This is a genomic window from Dongia rigui (assembly GCF_034044635.1).
Lineage (GTDB): Bacteria > Pseudomonadota > Alphaproteobacteria > Dongiales > Dongiaceae > Dongia > Dongia rigui.
On record NZ_JAXCLX010000001.1, the window covers coordinates 2,258,431 to 2,284,202 of the forward strand.

Here is a 25,772-nt window from a genome sequence, read left to right on the forward strand (position 1 = left end):
CGTTTAACGCCTTTGCCGAAGAAAGCCAAAGGCTCCCCAAAAGCGGGCATCGCCCGCATCCCTCATTAGTAGATAAAAAAATTTGGACGGCGGTGCCGTCAGCGTTACCGGTCCAGGAATATTTTCAAGATACTCCACTAGATGTAGCGGTCGGGCAGGAATAAACATCAACGACAATGCCAGATCAGCATATCATAATGTATCTCGTTAATGACTCATTGCCTATTTATTCGGCTATACCAACCAAAAACCAGGCAATTCGCTGCGATCACCGATAAAAATTCTGAAAAAGCTCACACTATTTTATCTAAAAGCCGCTGCGGGGGATGCAGACACGAAAGTCCAGCCCCGGCACACTCCGCTGCATTATTGAGGGCAATGGGCTGAATTTTAACCGGGGCGCAAGAGTGCCTCCCTTAAGCTCGGCAAAATTGCTTCAGCACGCAGGTCATCTTGGGGAGCGACACATGGCCACCGACACCACCAACATCTCGACCGACACCACTGCCAGCAACCAGCTGCAGGAGGGTGATGTCGAGCAAGGGCATCTGACGCAATCGAACGCGCCCGTGCCGGTCCAGGTGCCCGCCGGCGAGAATATCGTCCGCATCCAGGTGACGCCGGGCGAAACCCTGCAGCTGCCCTTCCCGACCGATGGCCTGGTCGCCAAGCTCTCGCCCGACAACGCCAACCTCGCCGTGAAGGTGGGTGACATCACCGTCATCCTGCTCGGCTACTCGGAAGCCAATGCGGCGGGCGACGTCACGCTGCTTGGCAGTGACGGCCAGGCGGTCGACGTGGCAAGCGTCCTTGCCAGTACCGATCCCAATCTCGATATCGCCACGGCTGCCGGTCCCGGCGCCGGTGATCAGGGGACGGGTGCCGACAACAATGGCGGCCTGTTCACCCCCTTTGATCCGGCAGCGGGCCTCGGCGGCCTCAATGCCATTGGCGGCCTGGACCCCACCGCGCTCAACTACAACCTGGTGGCGCGCGAATTCCCTGAACTGGAAGAGAATGACGAAGTCGACACCACGCCGACCCTGGTCAGAATCAGCCAGGGCGCCGTCATCAACGAAGACGACCTGTCCCTTGTCAGAGAGCCGCAGTTCAAGCTGGCGCCGGACCAGGACGCCAATTACCAGACCCAGATCGGCAATGAGCTCGCCAAGATCCTCGGCCCAGGCTGGTCGGCCTCGACCGGCGGCAAGCAGGGCGACGGCAACGACCCCTTCGACACCACGGACAATGAAGGGGAAGATCCCGGTGCCGTCGATGACAATGGCTCTGGCGTCGACCTCGACCGCGAGCCGCTGACCAGCACCGCCGTCATCAACATCGATTTCCACCAGGACGTTCCCGGCAAGATCAGCTTCCAGAACGGCGCCACGATTCCGTTGCTCGACCAGTTGCAGGCGATGGGCCTCACCTCGCACGGCCATGAACTGCTGTTCAAGCTGCTGCCGGCCGTGGCCGATGACCCCAGCACGCCGGGCGTTGACGAAAGCCATGGCGAAGTCCTGGTCGCCTATTATGTCACCGAAGGCGAGGGCGCCGAAGCCACCATCGTCTTCTCGATCGGCGTCCGCGAGCAGAACGGCGGCAACACCACCGACTTCCACCTCGACTTCACCATCTATGGCCCGATCGACAACGTCCCCGGTATCGCCGACGCCAATGGCGACATCGCTGATATCTTCGATATCGACGTGCCGTTCTATATGGTGGATTCCGATGGTTCCGTGACACCGGTCCCGGCCGGTCCCGGTGGCGTCCATTTCCAAAGCGTCGACGACGTTCCCGCGTTTGGCGAGATGACGTGGGTGAATGGCGGCGAAGGCAATGACGGCGGCCATTGGGTCATCAGCCCGACCAATAGCAGCCTGGTCCATGACGAAACCGCTGGCGTGCAGACCGGCGGCAGCGCCATCGGCGGCGATGGCGATATCGACCCCACGACCCAGACTGAGAACGATGCCATCATCGATGTCGGCGGCATCCTCTCGCATGTGGGTTGGAGCGGTGCGACACCGATCGGGGCTGCCGAGACCCTGGTGACCGTCAGCTTTGGCGCGGACGGCAAGGCCGAAGGCAACAAGGAAGCCGGCAAGACGGTCTTCACGGGCGACGGCGCTGCCAATGCCACGGCCTATCAGCTCTTCATCGGCGATGCCGCCAATCCGCTGGAAGGCGGCAAGACCAACTGGACCATCACGGTCGATGGCCAGATCCTCACGGTCTATGCCGAGCAGGTCGATGCCAACACCATCGTTGGTTACGCCCAGGATGGCGATCTCCAGATCCCCGTCTTCGTCCTCACCCTCGATCCCAACGGCGGCTACACCGGTAGCAATCTCACGCTGGTGCAGTTGCATCAGGTCAACCAGGCCGACAACACGGCTGGCGACGAAAGCACGCCGCCGCTGGTCGTCTATGGCCCGAATGGAACGAGCGAAGCGCCGATCGTCGTGCGCGCCACCGATTTCGACGGCGACAGCATCGATAAGAGCCTCACCATCGAGATCCAGGACGATGCGCCGACGGTGGGCGCCAATAATCTGGTGAAACTTGACGATGATGCGCTCACCGGTGGCAACTCGGGCGGTGTCGGCGACGATGTCAACGCCCAGAATGTGACGGGCACGCTTGCCCATAGCTATGGCACCGACAGCCCCGGCACCGTGCTCCTCACCGGCGCCACGCTGCCGGACGGCTTCACCGTGGCGGTGAGCGATGGCGGCAAGACGCTGATCATCTCGCAGGATGGCGTCGAGGTGCTCAAGGTTACCCTGAGCGACGACACCAATGGCAGCTACACCGTTACCCAGCTCGCCGCCATTCATCACCCGGCCGGCCAGGACGAGAACAACCTCGATTTCACCGTCAACTACCAGGTGAAGGACAGCGACGGCGACACCGCCAACGGTACACTTGCCATCAATGTCGATGACGACACCCCGAAGATCACCGGCGTCAAATACGACACGCCGCTTCTTGGCATTGTCGATGAAGACAAGCTCCCCGGCGGCATCGAAGGCGGCCCGCTCGACATCGGCAATTTCGGCGCCAGCGTCAATGGCAAGGTCCTGGCGGCGCCCGGCGCCGACCAGCCGGTCACCTTCACCTTTGACGAAGCGACGGGGACGGGCGTCAACGTGGCCGGCGCCGCTCTGCCGCCGGTCTTCGCGCTGACCGATCTTGCCGGGAACCCGGTGACACTGGTGGTCGACAACGGCGGCGCGCCTGCAACCCTGAAGGGCGTTGCGGCCGGCGTCGATGTCTTCAGCATCACCCTCAACAAGGCGACGGGCGAATTCACCTTCACCCTGCTGCAGCCGGTCAAGCACCCCTCGGATGGCAGCCCGATCCTCCACAGCCTGGAAGATTCGCTCCTCACCCTCGGCTTCAACGTCAAGGTGACGGATGCCGATGGCGACAGCGATTCGGCGCAGCTCTATTTCAAGATCAATGACGATACCCCGACCGTTGCGGAAAACGCCAAGGTTCAGCTGGATGACGACGCGCTTGCCGATGGCAATGCCGGCGGCACGGGCGATGATGCCGATGCGGTCAACGTCACCGGTACGCTTGCACACAATTACGGTGCCGACGGCGCCGGCACGACGCTCCTCAGCGGTGCCACGCTGCCGAACGGCCAGGGCTTCAGCCAGTCCCTCTCCAGCGACGGCACGACCCTGACGATCTCGCAGAACAACATCCCGGTCCTGCAGATCGTCCTCACCGACACGACCAGCGGCAACTATACCGTCACCCAGTTGGCGCCGATTCATCATCCGAACGGTTCCAACGAGAACAATGTCGAGTTCACCGTCAAATACAACGTGACGGATGGCGACGGCGACAGCGTCGGCGGCCAGATCAAGATCAATGTCGATGACGACACCCCGATTCTCAATCCCAATGCCGCCGCGATCACCGCGACCGTCGAGGAAGACGGCATGTCGCTCTCGCAGGGCGACAAGTCTGAAGGCAACAAGGACGGCGGCGATGCCAACAGCGATGACGAGGCGGCCGGCCTCACCGGTTCGCTGAACGGCCTCTATCTCGGCGGTGCCGACAAGCCGCTCAGCATCAGCATGCTGAACAACACCAGCGGCCTGCCGGCCCTGATGTCGGGCGGTGTCGCCGTCACCTATTCGATCAGCAACGGCGTGCTGACCGCCAAGGCCGGCGCCAATGTCGTCTTCACGCTGAGCGTCAACAGCGACGGCTCGTGGTCATTCGACCTCCAGGACCAGCTGGACCATGTCGCCGGCAATGGCGAGAACAACGCGCTGAAGCTTGTCGGCGGCGGGTCGGTCGACGCGATCGACTTCTCGTCGCTGATCGTTGCCACCGACAATGATGGCGACAAGGCACCGTCGCTCCCGGCCGGCAAGTTCGCCATTGCGATCCAGGACGACGTCCCGGTCGCCAATGATGACCACCAGTTCATGAAGGAATCCGAGCACACCATCACCGGCAATGTGCTGACCGGCGACGGCAAGGACGGCGACACGGCGACCGATCTGCCGGCGCAAGCCGACCATGTCGGCGCTGATGAGCCGGGCCGCATCACCCAGGTGCATTCGATCAACGTCAATGGCCCGGTGGTCAATGTCGACAATGGCGACAACGGCCTCGACGGCGACACCGTGGTGGTGCAGGGCCAGTATGGCAAGCTGACCATCAACGAGGACGGTACCTACAGCTATACGCTGGACCCGGCCTTCGACATCAACACGCTGACCGCCGACCCGGTCCATCTCGGCCGCTCCGGCACCGGCGCCACCGCCGCGGAATGGGTGGCGCAGGGCTTCACCATGTCGGCCACCAAGTTCGACGGGTCGGCCGGGACCATCACCTATGACGCCAACGGCATCGGCGTGTCCGGCACGAAGCCGGGCCTGCAGGTCCCCGGCCAGATCGGCTACGACCCCAACACGCAGACCACCGAAAAGATCACGATGGCGTTCGACTGCCCGGTCAATTCCATCACGCTCAAGGTCTCAAACCTCTACAAGACCGAGAATGACGGCGAACAGGGCACCTGGAAGGCCTATGACGCCAACGGCAATGTCATCGGCCAGGGCATCTTCGGCCCCGGCGCCGACAATCCCGCCACGGGCTACATCCACGTCAATTTCGGCAGCAGCGACAACGTCGGCACCTTTACCATCGATGTCGGCGACACGCAGATGGAAGGCATCGCCAAGATCGAATTCGGCGCCACGGAATACGGCCCGAAGAACAACACCGGCAACCCCAGCACCGATTCCTCCGACTACTACATCCGCGAAGTCACCTATGTACCGGCCGTGGTGCAGGAGCATTTCGACTACACGCTGACCGACAAGGACGGCGACACCGACAATGCCGTCCTCACCATCGACGTCTGCGACAACGTGCCGTCGCCGCGCGCCGGCAATGCCGCGGGCCTGGTCACGGAAGATACGCTGGCGGGCGGTTCCAATGATGACCCGGCGAGCGCCCCGGCCTCGTCCGTGTTCAGCGGCACCCTGCCGATCTATAACGGCAGTGTCAGCAACCTCACCTTCGATGATCCGGCAAGCTCGCTCGATGGCGCGCCGGTGAAGACCGAAGACGCCGCGTCCATCACGCTGACCCAGGCCGGCGAATGGACCATCACCATCAACAAGAGCACCGGTGCCTTCACCTTCACCCTGCTCGACGACCAGGCCCATGGCGACTCCGCGAAGATCTATGGCGCCGACACGCTGATCGGCAAGTTCATCGCCACGGTCACGGGCAGCGGTGGTGCCGATGCCACCGGCAGCATCACCATCACCGTCAACGATGACGGCCCCAAGGCCGATGTCATCGCCCGCAGCGATGCCGGCGTCATCCTGGAAACCCAGGACAAGGACACGGTCGGGTTGCTTTCCGACACGGCGACTTCGACCGCCAATTTCGGTAGCGTGTTCAGCTTCCTGAAATCCGGCGGCGCCGATGGCGAAGCCAGCTCTGCGCTCACCTTCTCGCTCAACGTGACTGCGGCCGATTCCGGCCTCACCAGCGGTGGCGCGGTCATTCATCTCTTCAAGATTGCCGGTGTCGTGGTCGGTTCGACCGCTGCCGACGCCGGTAGTGTGTCTGCCGGCAACACGATCTTCACGGTCGAAGTCAACGCCGCTGGCGAAGTGAAGCTCACCCAGTTCCAGCAGATCGATCATGGTAACTCGGAATCCGTCCCGAACTATGATGACGACGTGCGCACGCTGGCTGATGGCAAGATCAGCCTGACGGCGACCGGCACCGTCACCGATGGCGACGGCGATAAGGCCTCCGACAGCGCTACCGTCGATCTTGGCGGCAACATCCGCTTCGACGATGACGGCCCGACGGCGAAGCTGTCGGAAGGGTCGGTGTCGATCCGCCTTGATGAATCGGTTGGTGTCGATGCCAACGATCCCAATGCCGCCAATGACGACGCTGCCAGCGTCGGCTTCATCGGCAAGCAGACGGGCTCGATCGCCGGTCTGTTCGGCACGCCGGATTACGGCGCCGACGGCCAGGGTGCCGCGCCCGAATACCAGCTCGTCCTCAAGGATGCGGGTGGCCTCGGCACTTCGATCGGCACCACCAATGTCGCCACGAATCTGTCCGTGGTCGACACCGCCAATGCCTATGCCAACGACAACATCGTCCTGGTTTCCGTCTCGGCCTACCAGGTCAATGGCTATGTCGGCGCCTACGATCCGAACAATGCGGGTGCGGCGGTGCTGGCCTTCACCGTGCAGGTCGATCCGGCGACGGGCGTCGTCACGGTCGAGCAGAAGCTGCCGATCGCGCATGAAGTCGACGGCGCGTCCATTATCAGCCATGACGATCTCGCCTCGCTGATCGTGTCCGGCCAGGCCGGCGGCGGCATCTTCGCCGCGCAGACCGTCACCGATGGTGATGGTGACAAATCGACGGTCGTTTCGCCGAGCTCGATCGGCATCGGCTTCGAGGATGACGGCCCCACCGTCGTCAGCGCCTCCAGCAATGTGGCAATCGATGAAGATGCGCTTCCCAACGGTCTTGCCGATGGCCCCGGCGACGATGCCGGCGGCGCCTCGGCGGCCTTTGCCGTCAATGTCGATTTCGGTACCGATGGCAAAGCCGCCGCGGCCTTCGCGCTCACCGGCGTTGTCAGCGCCACGGTCAACAACGTGCCGGTCGCGCTCGAAGCGGCCGGCGGCCAGCCGATCGTCATCTCGGTCCTGCAGCAGGCCGAAAACGGCTATCCGGCCGGTACGCTGGTCGGTTGGTCAGGCCCCGGTCTCAGCGATCACAGCTACTGGATCTTCACGGTCACGATCGATGCCCAGACGGGCCAGGGCAATTTCAACCTCTTGAAGCCGCTCGATCACCCGATTGCCGGCACCGAGGACAATATCGTCATAGCCATCGACGTGCGTGCGACCGATGGCGATGGCGACTTCACTAATGCCACCGTCACCGTGAATGTCGATGACGACACGCCGACGGCGGTGAACGACACCTTGGGCAGCTTCGTCGAAGGTTCGGCTGAAGTCGATCTCGGCACGGTGCGCGAGGTCCTGCTCACCAACGACAAGGGCGGTGCCGACGGCATCGAAATCTACGGCTCCGGCGGCGTGACGCTTGCCAATGGCGGCGTCGGCTCGCTGGGCGGCCAGTTCACCATCGTCAATATTCTTGGCGTCGATCACCTCTTCTACAAGCCGGCGGCCAATGTTGCCGATGATGCGCAGGAGACGATCCAGTATACGGTCAAGGACCGCGACGGCGATCCCACCACGGGCACGATCACAACGACCGTGACGGACCGCGGCGGCGGTTCCGCCGACGTATCGGTGGCGCTGAATGGGCCCGGGGATTATGAGGACAATGCCGGCAATCCGATCAACCAACCCGAGGCCGACCAGGCCAATATCCGTCTGGTCCAGGTGTACAATGTGGCGGTCAACCCGACCGATCTCGGCGACACGGTCGATTCCGTCGTCATCTCCGGGATTCCGTCCGGTGCGAACGTTCATTTCGGTCTGCAGGAACTGCCGGTATCGGGTGGCAGCATCAGCTTGGTGCGCGGCCAGGATGGCGGCATCTATGACAGCTTCCTCAATGACCTGACCCAGACCGGCGGCACGGCCATCTCGGTGACGCTGGCCGAGCACGACTCGCGCGACGTCACACTCTACCTCAATGCGGTGGTCGACAGCGTTGCCGTGACGCCGGACAATCTCACCGTCACCGTCGATGCGGTGGCCGCGCAGCCAGAACTTCTCGATCCCAGCAACCAGTCGAAGCCAGAAACGGGCGGCGCCACGACCACCTTCACCGTCAACACGGTGGCGAGCTTTGCCGACATCGCCGATGACAATGAAACGCAGTATGTGCTGATCAAGAACCCGGATGCCGGCTGGTCGCTGGGTCCCGTCCTCATCGATGGTGTGCCGGCTGCGCCGGTCGTCGGTGGCTTGGCCGAGTATCCCGGCTATACCGCCTTTGCGGTGAGCACGCAGGCCGATGCAGCCGATGGCTCGCAGGGCTCGGTGAATGTCAGCTTCGAGGTGATCGGTCCGGGCAATGTCGCCAGCGACACCACCAAGACCATCGAGATCAAGGCGGTGGCGATCGACACGGAAGTCGATTCCGGCCTCGATCCCAACAATGACGTCGCCGACGCCACGCAGTTGGTCGATCTCAAGATCACGGATCGCACCGGCGGCACTGATGACGTGAGCTTCATGGGAGACGGCCCCGGCGGTTTCGAAGACGGGCAGCCCAGCTCGACCGGCCAGACCTCGGCCGACCCGCTCGACCAGCAACTCGAGCTGACCTTCAACCTGAAGGCGACGGCCAACGACCCAGCCGATGCGGTCAATCAAGTGGTCATCGGCGGCATCCCCAGCGGCGCCACCGCGACCTGGAGCAACGGCATCTACACGCTGACCTTTACCGGCGGTGCGCCGATCACAGTCGACGGTGCCTCGGGCGGGACGGAGAACATCGGCGGTGCGCGCGCCGCCTTCCTTGCCGATCTTATCGACGGCAATGGTGCAGACCTTGTCGTAAAGCTTGCCGAGCATGATAGTCGCGACCTCGTCATCAGCATGCAGTCGACCATCGGCGGCACGGCGACGACCGGCGACATTGCGCTGGCGATCGTCGATGCCGTGGCGGCGGAGCCGGCCCTGATCGATCCGGACAACCAATCGAAGCAGGAAGCCGGCGGCGCCAATACCACCTTCAACATCAACACAATGGCGACCTTTGCAGACATTGCCGACGGCAATGAAGCGCAATACGTGCTGATCAAGAATCCGGATGCCGGCTGGTCGCTGGGCACCGTCTACATTGACGGTGTTCCGGCCATACCAGTCGTCGGTGGTCTTTCCGGGTATCCCGGGTACACCGCGTTTGACGTCAGTGCGCGCGCGGATATTGCCGACCTCTCGCCGGGTGCGGTCAATGTCAGCTTTGCCGTGAACGGCCCTGGCGATGTCGCCTCCGATACGACCAAGACAATAGAAATCAGGGCCGTAGCGGTCGATACCGAAGAGGGAATCGGCCTCAACGCCGGCAATAACGTCGCCGAAGTGACTCAGACCGTCGATCTCAAGATCACGGATCGCAGCGGTGGTGACAACTTCGTCTTCTTCAAGGGCTACCTCGATCCGCAATTTGAAGACAACCAGGCGAGCCCAGCCGATCAACCCGCGGCGGATGCCGCCGATCAACGCCTGACCCTTAACTTCAACCTGAAATCCTTCGCCAACGACGCCAGCGACGATGTCGACCAGGTGACAATCGGCGGCGTGCCGTCTGGTGCCACGGCAGTGTGGTCGAATGGCGTCTTCACGCTGACCTTCACGGGCGGTGCCGATATCACGGTGAACGCTCTTTCAGGCGGTGTCGAGAATATCCCGGGCGCTCGTGCTGCCTTCCTGGCTCAGCTGGAAAATACGCTGGGGGCTGACCTTGCCATCACGCTTGCCGAGCATGATTCCCGCGACGTTACGCTCACGTTGAACTCCGTCATCGGCGGCACCGCGGCAACACCCGACAGTGATTCGGCGGTCATTGATGCCGTCGCGGCCCAGCCTACGTTCACAATCACGCCAACGGCGATCTTCCAGGTCGAAACCGGCGGTGCTGCAACGACCTTCACCGTCAACACCAATGTCTTCTTCGCCGACACTACTGACGGCAACGAGAAGCAGTACATCCTGGTCAAGCACCAAAACGGCGACTGGACCATGGACAGCGTGACGGTCAACGGTACCGCCCTGACAGCGACGCTGAGCGGGCCGCAGGTAGCCGATTTCACCACTTATGAAGTGACGGGTCTTGCCGACGCGGGCAGCGGCAACGTGCCGCTCACCGTGGTCCTCAGCGGCCCGGGCAATGTCTCGAGTATGAGCACGGACGTGCTCAATGTGCTGGCGGTGGCGCAGGACGTAGTCGACGGGGCGGATCTCGATCCTGATAACAACACCGTTTATACGCCGATCGTCGTGCCACTGCACATTACCGATCGTTCCGGTGGCGCCGGCGACATCAATTATGTCGGCGGTGGCGAGGGCGGTTATGAAGACGCCAACGCGACTTCAGCCGGCCAGACGCAAGCCGACCCCGTCAACACGCTGCTGCAGCTTAGCTTCAACTTGAAGGCGGTTGCCAATGATCCGGGTGATCCGATCAATGCCCTCGTCGTCGGTGGGCTCCCGGCGGGCGCAACGGCGACCTGGACCGATGGTGTCAACACGCTGACCTTCACGGGCCCGATGCCGATAGCGGCGACTCCCGGTACGCCGGCCAATGACGCCTTCTTGGCTGACGTTCTCAGCGGCGACGGTGCCAATATTACCGTCACGATGCCGGAGCACAGCTCGACCGACGTGACCCTAACCATCAACACGCTGGTGATCGGCGGCACGTTGGCAGTCGGCGACAGTGCGACGGCGATCGTCGATGCGGTGGCGGCCCAGCCGTCACTTACCGATCCCGTTAATGACACCAAACAGGAAAGTGGCTCGTCCTCCACTAGTTTTGCAGTGCAGACGGTCGTGACCTTTGCCGACTATGACGACGACACTGAAAATCAATATGTCCTCGTCAAGAACCCGGATAGCGGATGGTCGCTCAGCAATGTGACCGTTGACGGGGCTCCGGCCGTCCCGGCCGTTGGGTCAATCCTCGCCCTCTACCCGGGCTATTCGGTCTTCTCGGTCACCTTGGCCGCTGATGCCAATGACGGCAGCAAGGGCCAGGTGACGCTCGGCTTCACCGTGAGCGGCCCCGGCAATGTCGCCGACGAGGCGATCAAGACGATCGAGATCAAGGCAGTGGCGGTGGACGCCGCGGTTGACACCGATCTCACCAGCGGCAACAACCTCGCCGAGGCGACGCAGACTGTCGATCTTAAGATCACCGACACCGCGCCGACCGTGTCGGCGGTGCAGAGCGTGATCCGTGTCGATGAAGATGGCTTTTCCGCCGGCAACACGGGTCCGGCCGATGATGCCATCGGCGACGACACCTCGACGGATTCGGTCGTCTTCAACGGCAACTTCAATGTCACCGCGGCCAAGGATGCCATCGTCGATATTACGCTGGGCACCACGGGCGGTCTGACTGGCCTCACAACGCTGGACAACATCGCCGTCAAGACGGTCTGGGATCCGGCGACCAAGACGCTGACCGGCTTTGCCGACAGCGACAACAGCGGCTCACTCGACAATGGCGAACGCCCGGTCTTCACGCTGGTCGTGACCAATGTGGCGACCGGCGCCTATACCTTCACCCTCCTCGAGCCGGTGAAGCATGACGCCGCCAATGGCGGCCTGGGCGCCAATGTCGAAGACGACAAGAGCTTCAGCATCAATATCCAGGTGAAGGATGCCGACGGCTCGCTCAGCAATGTCGGCCAGGCGACGATCAACATCGACGACGACACGCCGGTGGCGGTCGACGATGCCACGCTGACCATCACCAATATCGGCCAGGCGACGGCTGGCACCAATCTGCTTGCCAACGACCATGCCGGCGCCGACCAGGGCGGCACGGTCATCGGTATCCGTCTGGGCGGTGAAAGCGGCAGCTATACGGCGGTTGGCGTCGGCGGCACCGACATCAGCATCAAGGCGGACGGCACGGAAGGCACGCCGGCCATCGGCACCTTGCATGTCAATCCGGATGGTTCCTGGACGTTCAACCAGACCACCGGCTCGGAACTGCCGAACCTGACCTTCTCCTATCAGATGAAGGATGGGGATGGTGACATCGACACGGCGAGCTTCCAGGTCAACCTCGACAGCGTGCCGACGATTACGGTCACCCCAAACAACCCGACGACGCAGGCCGGCGAGGCCTTGGTCGACGAGGATTGGATCACCGGCGGCAGCAAGGACGCCGATCAGGATCCGAATACGGTGGGGACGCAAGTCTCGCCCGGCGACAATGCCGGCGGCGCCTCGGCGACGGGTACGTGGGCGACCAGCAATGGCGATCCGACCGTGACGGTCACGGTCGACGGCATCGTCAGCGGCACGACGGCCACCGGTGCCACGGCCCTCGACGGCGCCTCGATCCTGTGGTTCACCAGCGGCAGCGGCTTGCCTGCCGTCCTCCACGGCAAGACCTCGGCGGGTGGGGCGGATTACTTCACCCTCACCATCAACACCAACGGCACCTGGCAGTTCGATTTGCTGCAGCCGGTCAAGCACAGCGGCGCCGACAGCGAAGATCCGAACGTGATCCTCGACTCGGTCACCCTGAAGGCGACCGATGCCGATGGCGACTTTGCCAAGGCGCTGATCAAGATCGCCATCGACGACGATATGCCGGTGGCGGTGGCCGATACCGGTACCGTCAACGAAGGTGCTTTGCTGACCGTCAACGCTGCCAACGGCGTTCTCAAGAATGACAGCGGCGGTGCCGACGGTTTCGACTCCGCAGGTGGTGTCATCGGCGTTCGCGCCGCCGGCGGTAACACGACGGCACCGGCTTTGGGCAATGTAGCGACAGAGATCAGCGGCCTCTATGGCAAGCTGACGCTCAATGCCGACGGCAGCTACAGCTACAAGTCCAACGCCAACGCGGTCGCGGTCAATGCCGTGGACGTCTTCGTTTACACGGTGAAAGACAAAGACGGTGACACGGCGACCACGACGCTCACCATCAACGTGGCAAACGGCACCGTCATCGCGCCGGATGACAACGACGCCTTGGTTTACGAAAATGCCCTCGACAAGGTGAAGGACGGCAATGACCTCGTCGCTGGCACGGTCACCGGCTCGCTCGGCGAAGGCAGCGCGCTGGAAACCGACGACAGCAACCAGCTGAACGCGACGGGCGGCTTCGGCGCGCTTACCTACAGCCTGGTTGGCTCTGCCACCGGCACCTATGGCACAATCCAAATCAACAGCGACGGCAGCTACACCTATACGCTGACCAAGAACTACGACAGTCAGCCGGATTCCGACAATGGCTACAACGTCGAGGAGAACAAGGATAGCTTCACCTATCAGGTGACGGACGCCAACGGCAACACGGCCACCGGCACGATTACTGTCGACATCGTCGATGACGTGCCGGTCATCACCTGGCGCGGCTCAACTGAAGGCGACTTACATGGGGGCGCTCCGGCACCCAGCGGCTATCTGGCCATCGACGAGGATTGGCTCGGCAATGGCAACCAGGATGCCAACGCCAGTTCAGGCGACGCCCAGGGCGACACATGGGCGCTCAACACCTATCAGGTGAGCGGCGCCGACGGCTTGGCCAATGCGGTCATCTCCGGCATCAGTGTCGATGGCGCCAGCGGCGATGCGCTGCGTCGCTCGAGCGACGGTGCCAAGGTGCTGTTCGTCCTGTCGGCCGACGGCAAGACACTCACCGGCTATGCCGATGCCAACAATAGCGGCAGCATCGAGCCCGGCGAAAAGACCGTCGCCAACAAGGTCGTCGAGGCAACGGTCGTCGTTGGCGGCACGTTGGTCGATGTCAAGCTGCAGGTCTTCCAGCCGCTGCAGCACGACAACACGCCGGCCAATGTCAACAGCGGCGACGGCAACGTCGAAAGCAACATCAACCTGCACGTTACGCTGCAGGTGACGGATGGCGATGGCGACAAGAACAGCATCGTCTCGAACTTCCAGATCAATGACGACATGCCGGTGGCGGTCGATGACGGCACCAAGGTCATCACCACGCTCAACGGCGATGCGACGCCGGAACTGTCGTTCACGTCGCTCACTGGCCTGCTGGCGAATGACGCACAGGGTGCCGACACGGCGTCGATCTCGAAAATCACCTTCAACGGTACCGATTACACGCCGTCATCGGGGGTCATTACCGTCAACGTCACGGGCGGTGTCCTGACCGTGAACAGCAATGGCGCCTGGACGTTCAACCAGACGGGCTATGTTGCCTCGCCGACAACGCACAGCTTCACCTACACGCTGAAGGATGCCGACGGCGATACCAGCACGGCGACCTTCGCCGTGAAGCTTGACGCGGAACCGACGATCATCACGACAAACACAACCCCGGCCACGGCCGCTGGCGAGGCGCTGGTCGACGAGGATTGGATCAGCGGCGGCCGTCAGGATAGCCCGGCTTCGGCTGGCGACGATGCCGGCACGAACAAGGCGACCGGCACCTGGGCTTCGACGGGCGGCGATCCGACCGTGACGGTCACGATCGACGGCATCACCAGCGGTGTCACGACCACCGGCGCCACGGCGCAGGACGGTTCGGCCATTAAATGGTATGTCGATGCGGGCAATCCGTACCTGCTGCATGGCAAGACCTCTGCCGGCGGGGCCGACTACTTCACCCTGGAAGTGAAGGCCGGCGGCACCTGGGAATTCACCCTGCTGCAGGCGGTGAAGCACAGCGGCGCCAACAGCGAAGATCCCAACGTTATCCTCGGCAGCGTGGCCCTGAAGGCGATCGATGCCGATGGCGACAGCTCGACAGCCTTCATCAAGATCGCCATCGACGACGATATGCCGGTCGCAACGAATGACGCCTTTGGACAGAAGGATGCGGTTACCTCGACGGCGGTCAGCCTCGGCAACGTGTTGACGAACGACTTCTCCGGCGCCGACGGCTATGCCAGCCCGATCATCACGGCCGTGTCAGCGGGAAATGGCGGCGGTACTGTCAGTGCCGTTTCTGGCGGCTTCGACATTGCCATTGCCAGTAAGGGTACCGTCCATATCGACTCGACCACCGGCGCGGTTACCTTCACCGCCAGTGCCGGCAACACCATCAGCAATGCCGGTGAAAACTTCAGCTTCAGCTACACCGTCAAGGATGCCGATGGTGATACGTCACAGGCAACTGCCACCTACAGCATGAAGGGCGCCGTCCCCGACGCCTTCGTGCTGGGCGAGAATGTCAGCGACACGCCCGCGACCCAGGGCACGCCGACCACCACCGACAATCACCGCATCGACGACTCGCCCAACGCACCGGACGGCTCCATCGATGGCGCCGCCGGGAACGACCTGCTCATCGGTGATGTCGGCGGCAAGACGACCATCGTCACGCCGGGCCAGAGCTACTCGATCGCGCTCATCTGTGACATGTCGCTCAGCATGAGCAGCAACGATCAGAATATCGATCGCGTAGCCCTGCTGAAATCAGCAGTGACCAGCTTCATCAACAGCATCGCCGACTTCTCGGGCAGCATCAATATCGGCATCATCGCCTTCGGCACGACGGCGACGATCGAATTGACACTGAATGGCCTGAACAATGGCAACAAGCAGCAGGTGATCGACGAGATCACGTCTCTCTATGCCGGCATGAACGACAACTACACCAACTACGAAGCTGCGTTCAACACGACCAACTCCTGGTTCGCCGCCCAGAATGCCGGCGGGTACGGCGCCTATCAGAAGCTGGCCTACTTCATGACCGACGGCGATCCCACCACCCGTACTGGCGGCTCGGTCAACACCACAGTTGACGATGCCGATATGTCGGAAGGCTATGCCGCCTATGCCGATATGCTGGCTGACAATAGCGGCGTCCAGGTCCATGCCATCGGCATCGGCTCAGGCGTCACCACCACCCGCCTGCAGTTCTTCGACAACACCAATGTCGTTGGCACGGCGGATTATGGTACGGGCAGCACTTCGGACAACATCAACGACGGCAATATCGGCCAGCCGCTGGTCATTCAGACCGCCGGCGAACTGACCGCGGCCCTGCAGGGCGGCTCCAGTTCGACCCAGGTCGCACCGGTCGGCAACGATATCGTCAATGGCGATGGCGGCAACGATGTGATGCTGGGCGACAGCATCTATTACGGTTCGGCCGATGCCGGCTGGGCAGCCTTCAAGGCGGCCAACCCGGCTCTCTCCGATGCCCAGTTGAAGGCCCTCATCCTTGCCAATGTCGACGCCTTCGCCCAGGAAGGGACCGTGGGCGGGAATGACACGATGAGTGGCGGTGCCGGCAACGACATCATCTTCGGCCAGGGCGGCAATGACGATATCACCGGCGGCACGGGCACGGATCGCCTGGTCGGCGGCACCGGTAACGACACCTATCGCTTCGCGGCCGGTGACGGCAACGACACGATCGAGGAAGCCAAGGGCTCGTTGGACACGGTCGTCATCACCGACGCCAACGGCCCGGCGCCCACCGTGGCCAAGGTCGGCAACGATCTCGTCATCACCTATAACGGCGGCGAGACAATCACGGTCAAGAACCACTTCCTCAATGATGTGGATGCGACCAACAATCAGAAGATCGAATTCGTCAACTATAACGGCGTCGTCTACACCATCACCGGCGGCACGACGCCGGTCCTCACCCTGCCGACACTTTCCGTGGCCGATGTCGCGGTAACCGAAGGTGGCACGGCGGTGGTGACGGTCTCGCTCTCGGCGATTGCCGCGACCGATGTCACCGTGAAGCTCTACACCAGCACCGGCACCGCTGGGTCGGGTGACTTTGCCCAGACCTATAGCGGTTCCGGCGCTGCCATCACCGTCACCATCCCGCAAGGTTCGACCTCGGCCACCGTGTCGATCGCGACAACGCAGGACACGACGGTGGAGAGCAACGAGACCTTCACGGTCACGTTGACCACGCCGACCGGCGCCACCATCGCCGACGGCTCGGGTACGGTGACGATCAACAATGACGATCTGCCGGCGTTCCCGACCAACACCTTCACGTCGATCCCGTCCGATCCGACGATGCCGGCGGCTGCGAGTTCTACGGCTCCGACGCCAGCTGCGGACAGCACGCCAGATGCTGGTGACGATTGGTGGACTGGTACGGCCGTCGCCAATACGATCGATGGCCAAGGCGGGAACGATCGCCTGGATGGTCTGGGTGGAATCGACAATCTAACGGGCGGCTCTGGCGATGATTACATTGACGGCGGCTCCGGCGCCGACGTCATGGTTGGTGGCTCAGGCAACGACCGCTTCATCGTTGATGATGTCAGTGACTCCGTGAGCGAGAATAATGGAGAGGGCACAGACACGGTCTTCGCTAGCGTCACCTACACAATCTCCGATGGCGACGTGGAAAATCTCGTCCTGACCGGCAGCTCGGATATCAATGGCACCGGCAACAGCTCTGCCAACAATCTCTATGGCAACAGCGGTGCCAACGTCCTGACGGGCGGCGGCGGGGCCGACAATATCGATGGCGGGTCGGGTCACGACACGCTCAACGGCGATGCCGGCGACGACAATCTGTTCGGCGGCACCGGCAATGATACGTTGAATGGCGGCGACAACAACGACACCCTCTTGGGCGGCGACAACAACGACATCCTCAATGGCGGTAATGGCAACGACGTGTTGAGCGGCGGTGCCGGGGCCGACAAGTTCGATGGTGGTGCCGGCAATGACATCATCAAGGGTGTCGATGCCGACGATCTCAGCCTGTCGGGCGGCTTGATCGACGGTGGCGCAGATACGGATCTTGTTCAGCTCTCCGGCCTTGCCACTTTCAACTCGTCGCATGCGTCGAATATCAAGAATGTCGAAGTACTCGATTTCGAAGGTGGCAGCGGCACGAATATCACGCTCAGCTACAATGACGTGATCAGCATGACCGATAGCGACCATGTCATCGCCATCCGTGGCGAAGCCACGGACAATTTCGATACGACCGGCTGGACGCAGATCGCGACCGGTGTTGCCGGCGACGGCGGCCGCACCTACACCGCCTATCAGCAGGATGGCGTCAGCGGTGTTGCAACGGTCTATGTTGAAAATGTGATCTGATGAAATGATGTTCTGTTGATTGCAAAGGGCGGCCTTCGGGCCGCCCTTTTTCTTTGTGGCGGCGCAAGCTGGCATTTGCCAGGACGCGATGGCTCGAACATGATGGTCGCGGCATATCAGTGCCGCCGAGGACCGGAATCTCATGGTGCAAACGCTAACGGCAAAACCTCTTGTCATCGACCCCGATACGGCGGCCTTTCTGGCTGGGCCGGCGGATCGGCGGTGGCGGCGGTTTCTCGGCTATTGGCAGGATCTCTTCGGTCGGCTTGGACACTGGCCGAGGCGGCGCGATGTAGATCCGCTGGAGATGGGTGCCGAGTTGCTGGGCAGCATCTTTCTCGTCGATATCGAGCGGACGGATATCGACGGCTTGGCCGACACGCGGTTACGCTATCGCTTTCGCCTGGTGGGTGGCGAAATCACCGCGCGCGAATTGGTGCGGCCCGGCATGTATCTCGACGCGATAGGCCAGCCGGCGGTCCTTGCCACATTGGAGCGGCATTACATGGAAGCCATTGACGGCGAGATCCGCCTGCGCCGCGAATCCCTGATCTGGGAATCACGCAGCAAGGATCATGTGCATTATGGCGTCATGATGCTGCCGCTGCTGGGTGCCGCGGACGCCGTCGAGCATCTCATCGGCTGCGCCATTTATGAGGATGAGCGGCCACGCCGCTAGGCCCCCAACCAGCCCGCCAGCGCCCAGGCGATGTCAGCCTACCGCCGCCATCCGCTCGGCGGCATCGACCAGATCCTCCACCCGATCGCGCTCGCGCAGCGTGACGAGGGCGTCATCCGTGCCGATCATCACCGCCTTGGCGCGCTGGCGGCCGCAATATTGGAACATCTCCTCCAGGCTATAAGCGCCGGTATCGAGAAGCGCCACCAGATCACCCGGCCGGGTCGAGGCGGGCAGCGACCGCGTCGCCGGCAGGCGCACGACCTTGGCCTTGAGCTCGGCCAACAGTTCCGGTGTCACACCGGCGACACCATTGAGCTTTGCCTGCAAATCCGCCCACAGATATTCGCCCTCGACATCGAAGAAGCAATCTGCGGAATCGCACAAGGGCCCGACGACGCGGAACTCGCCATCGGGCGCCGCATCCATGCGGCTGGCATTTACCATATGGTAGTACCAGCGCACCGCCGCCGCATCGATCAGCAGGTTGTAGCCGGCATCGAGATAGAGCCACGGCATGGGACCGCGTTGCTTCTTGTTCTCGACGCAAGAAAGCAGCAGCCCGCAATCTGCCACCATGGCGCGCCCGGGCTCGAAGAAGATCTCCGCTTGCCGGTCTAGCGCCTTTGACGCTGCCGCCGCGACCTTTTCCAGCATGTCGGCGGCCGGTTCCGCGGCGCTATAGGCGGTGTAGTCGAAATCGCGCCCGGCATTGGCGCCGCTGCGGCGATGCACGTAATTGATCGGATAGCCGCCACCGAGATTGAGGTGGCGCAAGGGGCGCCCCAGGCTCGCTGCAATCTCCTGCGCCTGCCTGGCCGTGAAGCTGACGCTGTCCAGGAAATCCGGCAGATCCAGCACCTGGCTGCCGATATGGAGATGCATGCCGGCCACGTCGATGGCGGTCGGATGCGCGCGTGCAATCTCCAGCGCGTCCCGGAGTTCCGCCTGGCCCATGCCGAACTTGCTCTTCTCCGACCCGGTCTGGATACCGGCCGTGGCGCCACCGCCGATGCCCGGCACGACGCGCAGGGAGACACGCGCGGTCGTCCTCAGGCGCGTTGCCACCTCGGCAATGCGTGAGAGTTCGAAGGCGGAATCGACATTGATGGCCTGGATCCCCAGGCTCACCGCCTGCTCGATCTCGGGCACCGATTTCGCCACACCATTGAAGACGATCTCATCCGGGCGATAGCCGGCCGAGAGCGCCTTCCACATTTCGCCGCCGGAATTGACCTCGATATTGAGGCCTTCACGCCGGAACAGCTTGATGACATGCAGGTTGGAGCAGGCCTTGCTCGCAAAGAAGATGCGCGCGCGCGGGTGACCCCCCTTGGCTGCCGCCAGCATGCTGCGCGCATTGTGCTCCAGCCGCCGGCCGGAAAAGACGAAGAGCGGCGTGCCGTGTTCCCGCGCCAGGCCAGCGAGATTGTGCCCATCCAGCGCTAGATCCGCCCCATCCGCGGTCAGGAAGGGCGGCAGGGCGTGCTGCGCATGAAGGCTCATCGCGTCATCTCCCGGTCGAGCGGATAGATCGGCCGGGGCACGTTCTGGTAGGGCAGGCGGTCGTAATAGGTCGTGCAGAGGGCACCGCTGTCGCAGACGATGACCTTGCCGGCGATCGGCTCGAAGGCGGCGCGGAAATGCTGCATGGATTTGAGGCCGACGACGGTCTTCCGGGCGGGATCGATGCCGAAGGCCTTGAATTGCTGCAGATCCAGCATCTGCGCCGGCTCGGTCACGACCAGGATCTCCATGCCGTCGATCTCGATGACTGCCGAGGGGCCGAAGGAATGCTTGAGCCCCCCAATCATCGGCCCGTCGCCGGTATAGACACCGTCGCTGATGAGCTTCAGCGTCACGGTAAGCTCCAGCGGCGCGCCGCCAAAGCGCGGATCGGTCTTGCCGCCGAGGCGCACCTTCACTTTCTCTCCGACGCGCTGCTTGTGCAGGTAAACAGCCGTCTCGTTGTCGACGATCGGCCCGAAGGCCGCGTCACGCACGCCGGCATCAAGCAGGGCCTTCAGCAGATTGGTCGAATCGCCATAGCCGCCACCGCCGGGATTGTCGGCATAATCGGCAATGATGATCGGGCCGGTGCTGCGCACATATCCCTTGGCGATCGCCGCCGCTTCCTCGACCGGCATGTAGTAATTGAGCACATCAAAGCGCTTGGCCCAGATGTCTTCGGCGATACCCTCGGCAAAGGCGCGGTGCTTTTCGACATTGCCCGCTTTGGCGTCATAGGTCACCAGCACGGTGGGACCGACATCCTTGATGTCGGCATTGCCGAAGCCGGCATTGATGCTCACCGCCAGCACGCCCGGCTCACCCTCATAGGCGACGCATTGCGCGAGGCGCTCGATCATCGGCCCCACATCGGTGCGCCCGCCATTGGCTTCATCCAGCATCGGTCGATGCACGCGCAGCGTGACCGGCGCAATTGCACCTTTCATCGCGCGTTCCAGAATCTCGCCCGCCTGCACCGCGCGCTCGCGCATGTCGACATGCGGGTAGGTCTTGTAGGAGACGATGATGTTGGCAAGGGCGCACATCTTGGGCGTCACATTGGCATGGAGATCGAGCGTGATGGCGATGGGGATGTCGGGTCCGACCACGCCGCGCAGACGCTCCAGCAGCACGCCTTCGCCATCCTCGTCGAACTCCGTCACCATGGCGCCGTGGAGACTGAGCAGGATGCCGTCGAATGTGCCGGCTTTCGCGGCCTCGACGATGGCGCCACCCAGCCGGTCGAAGGCATCACGGGTCACGTTGCCGGCGGGCTGGGCCGAGGCGGAAAGCACATGCACGATCTCCCAGCCGAATTTCTTGCCGCAATCGAGGAAGCCAGCAAGCTCGGTATTGGCATCGCCCCGTTCCTTGATCGCGTCGGCGCCGAAATAGGCGTTGCGATCGACGAAGGCCGCGTAATCGGTGAGGTTCTTGTTGAAGGTATTCGTCTCGTGGGCGAATTCGGCGGTGAGAACGCGCAATGACATCAATCGACTCCAGTCAAAGGGGGTGATGGCAGGCATGGGCATGGCCTGCGGCATCGGTCGTGAACTCCGGCCGCACGCGGCGGCATGTGTCATCCGCCGCCGGGCAGCGCGCGGCAAAGGCGCAGCCCTTGGGCAGGTCGAAGGCGGAGGGGATCTCGCCGGTCAGGCGCTTGATCTGGCGCCGTTGCGCGGGGTCGGGGGCAAAATTGCTGTCCATCAGCGTGCGCGTATAGTGATGCCGCGGCGGCGCCTTGGGTTCGGGCAGAATCTCGACGATGCGCCCCAGATACATCACCACGATGCGGTCGCAAAAATACCGCACCAGGCCGAGATCGTGGGAGATGAAGAGATAGGTCAGGCCAAGGTCCGCCTGCAACTGCTCGAGGAGTGCCACGATCTGCGCCTGGATCGAGACGTCGAGCGAGGCGGTGGGCTCATCCAGCACCAGAAAATCCGGCTTCAAGGCAAGGGCGCGGGCAATGCCGATGCGCTGCCGCTGCCCGCCGGAAAGCTGGTGCGGATAGGATGCTGCCATCTGTGCGCCGAGGCCCACCATGGCCAGTAGTTCGGCAACCTTCGCCTGTGCCTCGGCCGCGGAAAGGCGGATGCCCTGGATGCGGAACGGCTCCAGCAACGCCTCCGCCATGGAATAGCGCGGATCGATGGCGGAATAGGGATCCTGGAACACCATCTGCATGCGCCGGCGTAGGTTGCGCAAGGCCGACGGCGACAGCGATCCCAATTCGGTGCCGTCGAAGATCACCTCACCCGCGCTCGGTTTGAGGAGGCGCAGCACCAACCGCGCCAGGGTCGACTTGCCGCAACCGGACTCGCCCACCACGCCCGTCACCCGGCCGCGCGGCACATCGAGATCGACGCCGCTCACGGCCATCATGGCGCGCGTTTTACCGAAGAGGCCCTTGCGGCTCTCGAATCGCTTGTCGAGGCCGCGCAGTTCCAGAAGATTGCTCATGCCGCACCCGCGGGGAAATGACAGGCGAGTTCGCCGCCGCTGGCAGGCTGGACGAGCGCTGGCACGACCGTGCCGCAAGGCTCGCCGCGCCGCTCGCAGCGCGGATGGAAGCGGCAGCCGGTCGGGTAATGTGCGACGCTCGGTACAGCGCCCGGGATGCCGACCAGGCTGCTTGGTGCCGTATCCTCGCGCGGGATGCAGCGGATGAGCGCGCTGGTATAGGGGTGGCGGGGCTCCGCGAAGATCGCATCCACCCGGTTGCTCTCGGCGATGCGACCTGCGTAAAGCACGACGACGCGGTCGCAGATCTGCGCCACGACGCCCATGTCATGGGTGATGAGGATGAGAGCGACGCCCCGCTCGCGCACCAATTCGGCCAGCAGATCGACGATCTGCGCCTGGATGGTGACGTCAAGCGCCGTCGTCGGCTCATCGGCGATGATGAGGTCGGGATCGGCCGCCAGCGCCATGGCGATGACAATGCGTTGCTTCATGCCGCCCGACAGCTGGTGCGGGTAATGGTGATAGATGGTGGCGGCTTCCGGAATGCGCAGCTGTTCCATGATCTCGATGCTGCGCGCCTGCGCGGCCTTGGGGTCGAGGCCCAGATGCAGTGTCGCCATCTGGTCGATCTGGGCGCCGACGCGCATTACCGGATCCAGCGAGGTCATCGGATTCTGCGTGATGAAGGCGATGCGCTTGCCGCGCAATTTGCGAAAGTCGTCCTCGGCAAGATGCGTCAGATCCTGGCCGTCGAAGCTGACCGAACCACGCTCGATCTTGCCGCCGATCAACGGCAGCAGTCCCATGACCGACAGGGCCGTCAGCGACTTGCCGGAACCCGATTCCCCGACGATGCCCAGGATCTCGCCCTTGTCGAGATGGAAGGAAATCCCGTCCAGCGGGCGGATGCCGTGGATGTTGATGGAAAGGTCACGTACCTCAAGGAGGGCCATGGCTTCAGCCCTCCCGGAGCTTGGCGCGGATATCGAGCGCGCGGATGAGGGCGTCACCGAACAGATTGATCATCACGACCGTTACCGCGACAGCAAGACCGGGGAAGATGATGACCCAGGGCGCCTTGAAGATGAGGGCCGAGCCGGCGCTCATCATGGCACCCCAGGACGGGACCGGCGGCTGTGCACCGAGGCCGAAGAAGCCCAGCGTCGCTTCGAGGATGATGGCGTCACCCGTGGCCAGCATGCCGCAGATGATGACCGGCGCCAGGGCATTGGGCATCAAATGGCGGAAGATGACATGGAAATGCCCGGCGCCGAGGTTGAGCGTCGCCTCGATATAGGTCTCGTTCTTCAAGCCCAGGATCTGCGAGCGCGTCAGGCGTGTGAACTGGGCGAGATAGGCAACGCCGATCGCCAGCATGGTGGAGGTGAGGCCCGGCCCGATGATGGCGACCAGGATGAGGGCGATGAGAATTTCCGGGAACGACCAGGAAAGATCGACCGCCGCGGTGACGCCGCGGTCGAACATGCCGCCGAAATAGCCGGCGGCAGCACCCAGCGCCATGCCAATGAAGACCGAGACGCTGATCGCCGTGATGCTGACCGACAGCGATGTGCGCGCGCCATACATGATGCGCGAGAGCACATCGCGGCCGAACTCGTCGGTGCCCAGCCAATGCGCGGCACTGGGGGCCTGGCTCGCAATCGACAGTTCCTGCGCGTCATAGGGATAGGGCGTGATCCAGGGGGCGAGCAGTGCCACCAGCACCAGGATCAACAGGTAGGCGCCGGCGACGCCGCCCTTGGGCGTCAGCAACACCTTGCCAGCCGTCGAGCGGCGAAAGGCGTGCCAGCGGGAAAATGTGGCGTTCATCGGAATGCTTGTCATGTCGGCAGGCTCACGTCAGCGCATGCCGCACGCGCGGATCCATCGCCGCCTGGACGATGTCACCGAGGAGGGTCCCCAGCATCACGGCCATGGCCAGCATCAGCAGGCAGCCTTGCATCACCGGGTAGTCATGCTGGTTCAATGCCTTGATGAGCAGCGTGCCGAGCCCGGGCCGGGCAAAGACGAATTCGACCGTCACCGCACCGCCCAGAATCCAGCCGATGCGCAAACCAAGGATGGTGACGACCGGCATCATGGCGTGGCGCAGCACGTGGCGCAGTTGAATGCGCCGCGCCGGCAAGCCCTTGGCATGGAGCAGCATCACGAAATCCTTCTGCATCGTCTCCAGCATGGCGATGCGGGTGACGCGCGCCACCAGCGCCGTGCCGCCAAGACCTATGGTGAGGACGGGGAGGATGATGGCCTGCCAACTGCGGGCACCCGAAACGGGCAGCCAGCCGAGCTCGACGGAGAAAAGCAGGATGAGCAGCAGCCCCAGCCAGAAGCTCGGCAAGGTGGAGCCCAGCAGAATGCCCGCCATGACGCTGCGGTCGATGCGCGTGTCCTTGTAGATCGCGGCCAGCGTGCCGGCAGCGATCCCAAGCAGGGTCGAGAACAGCAAAGCGGCACCGCCAAGGCGCAGGCTGAAGGGAATGTTCTGGGCAAGGAGATCGGCAACCGGCCGCCGCATGACGATGGCGTTGCCGAGATCACCCTGCGCCAGTTGCCCGAGCCAGATGAAATATTGCTGATAGAGCGGCTTATCGAGCCCGTAGCGGGCGGCGATGATCGCCTTCTGCTCGGGGCTCGATCCGATCTTGACCAGATTGTCGACCGGATCGCCCGGCACCAGATGGATGATGCCGAAGATGATGATGGAAACAGTGAGGAAAACCGGGATGAGCAGCAACAGCCGCCGCAGGATGTAGCTCAACATCCCGGTGTTCCTGCAACAAATATGCATGCTCTTGCGTCATGCCCGCACTTGGTGCGGGCATCCACGAGTTTGCCTGTAAACG

At 62.9% G+C, this 25,772-nt stretch carries 8 protein-coding genes; 2 read left to right on the top strand and 6 right to left on the bottom strand.

What is annotated here, in order from left to right; translation table 11 throughout:
• Positions 1–467 precede the first annotated feature (467 nt).
• A complete protein-coding gene (locus SMD31_RS10590) occupies positions 468–18,254 on the top strand; it encodes a T1SS-143 repeat domain-containing protein (protein WP_320500797.1) in 17,787 nt (5,928 codons plus the stop codon).
• Positions 18,255–18,396: 142 nt separating this feature from the next.
• A complete protein-coding gene (locus SMD31_RS10595) occupies positions 18,397–18,933 on the top strand; it encodes a PAS domain-containing protein (protein WP_320500798.1) in 537 nt (178 codons plus the stop codon).
• Positions 18,934–18,966: 33 nt separating this feature from the next.
• On the opposite strand, the gene SMD31_RS10600 is transcribed toward SMD31_RS10595, so the two are convergent.
• Genes SMD31_RS10600 through SMD31_RS10625 form a run of 6 tightly spaced genes read right to left on the bottom strand, consistent with a single transcriptional unit; the run spans position 18,967 to position 25,690 of the window.
• On the bottom strand, positions 18,967–20,439 hold the full coding sequence (locus tag SMD31_RS10600; RefSeq protein ID WP_320500799.1) for a diaminopimelate decarboxylase family protein: 1,473 nt from the start codon (positions 20,437–20,439) through the stop codon (positions 18,967–18,969).
• Positions 20,436–21,932, bottom strand: a complete 1,497-nt coding sequence (locus tag SMD31_RS10605; RefSeq protein ID WP_320500800.1) for a M81 family metallopeptidase — start codon at positions 21,930–21,932, stop codon at positions 20,436–20,438. The genes SMD31_RS10600 and SMD31_RS10605 overlap by 4 nt, the downstream gene beginning before the upstream one ends.
• 13 nt (positions 21,933–21,945) lie before the next feature.
• Positions 21,946–22,905, bottom strand: a complete 960-nt coding sequence (locus tag SMD31_RS10610; RefSeq protein ID WP_320500801.1) for an ABC transporter ATP-binding protein — start codon at positions 22,903–22,905, stop codon at positions 21,946–21,948.
• Positions 22,902–23,861 carry an ABC transporter ATP-binding protein gene (locus SMD31_RS10615; protein WP_320500802.1) on the bottom strand — a complete coding sequence of 320 codons (960 nt, stop codon included), beginning with the start codon at positions 23,859–23,861 and terminating at the stop codon, positions 22,902–22,904. The genes SMD31_RS10610 and SMD31_RS10615 overlap by 4 nt, the downstream gene beginning before the upstream one ends.
• Positions 23,862–23,865: 4 nt before the next feature.
• Entirely contained in the window at positions 23,866–24,753 is an 888-nt protein-coding gene (locus SMD31_RS10620) for an ABC transporter permease (protein WP_320500803.1), read from the bottom strand.
• A 10-nt stretch (positions 24,754–24,763) separates the two neighbouring features.
• A complete protein-coding gene (locus SMD31_RS10625) occupies positions 24,764–25,690 on the bottom strand; it encodes an ABC transporter permease (RefSeq protein ID WP_320500804.1) in 927 nt (308 codons plus the stop codon).
• Between the last annotated feature and the right edge of the window lie 82 nt (positions 25,691–25,772).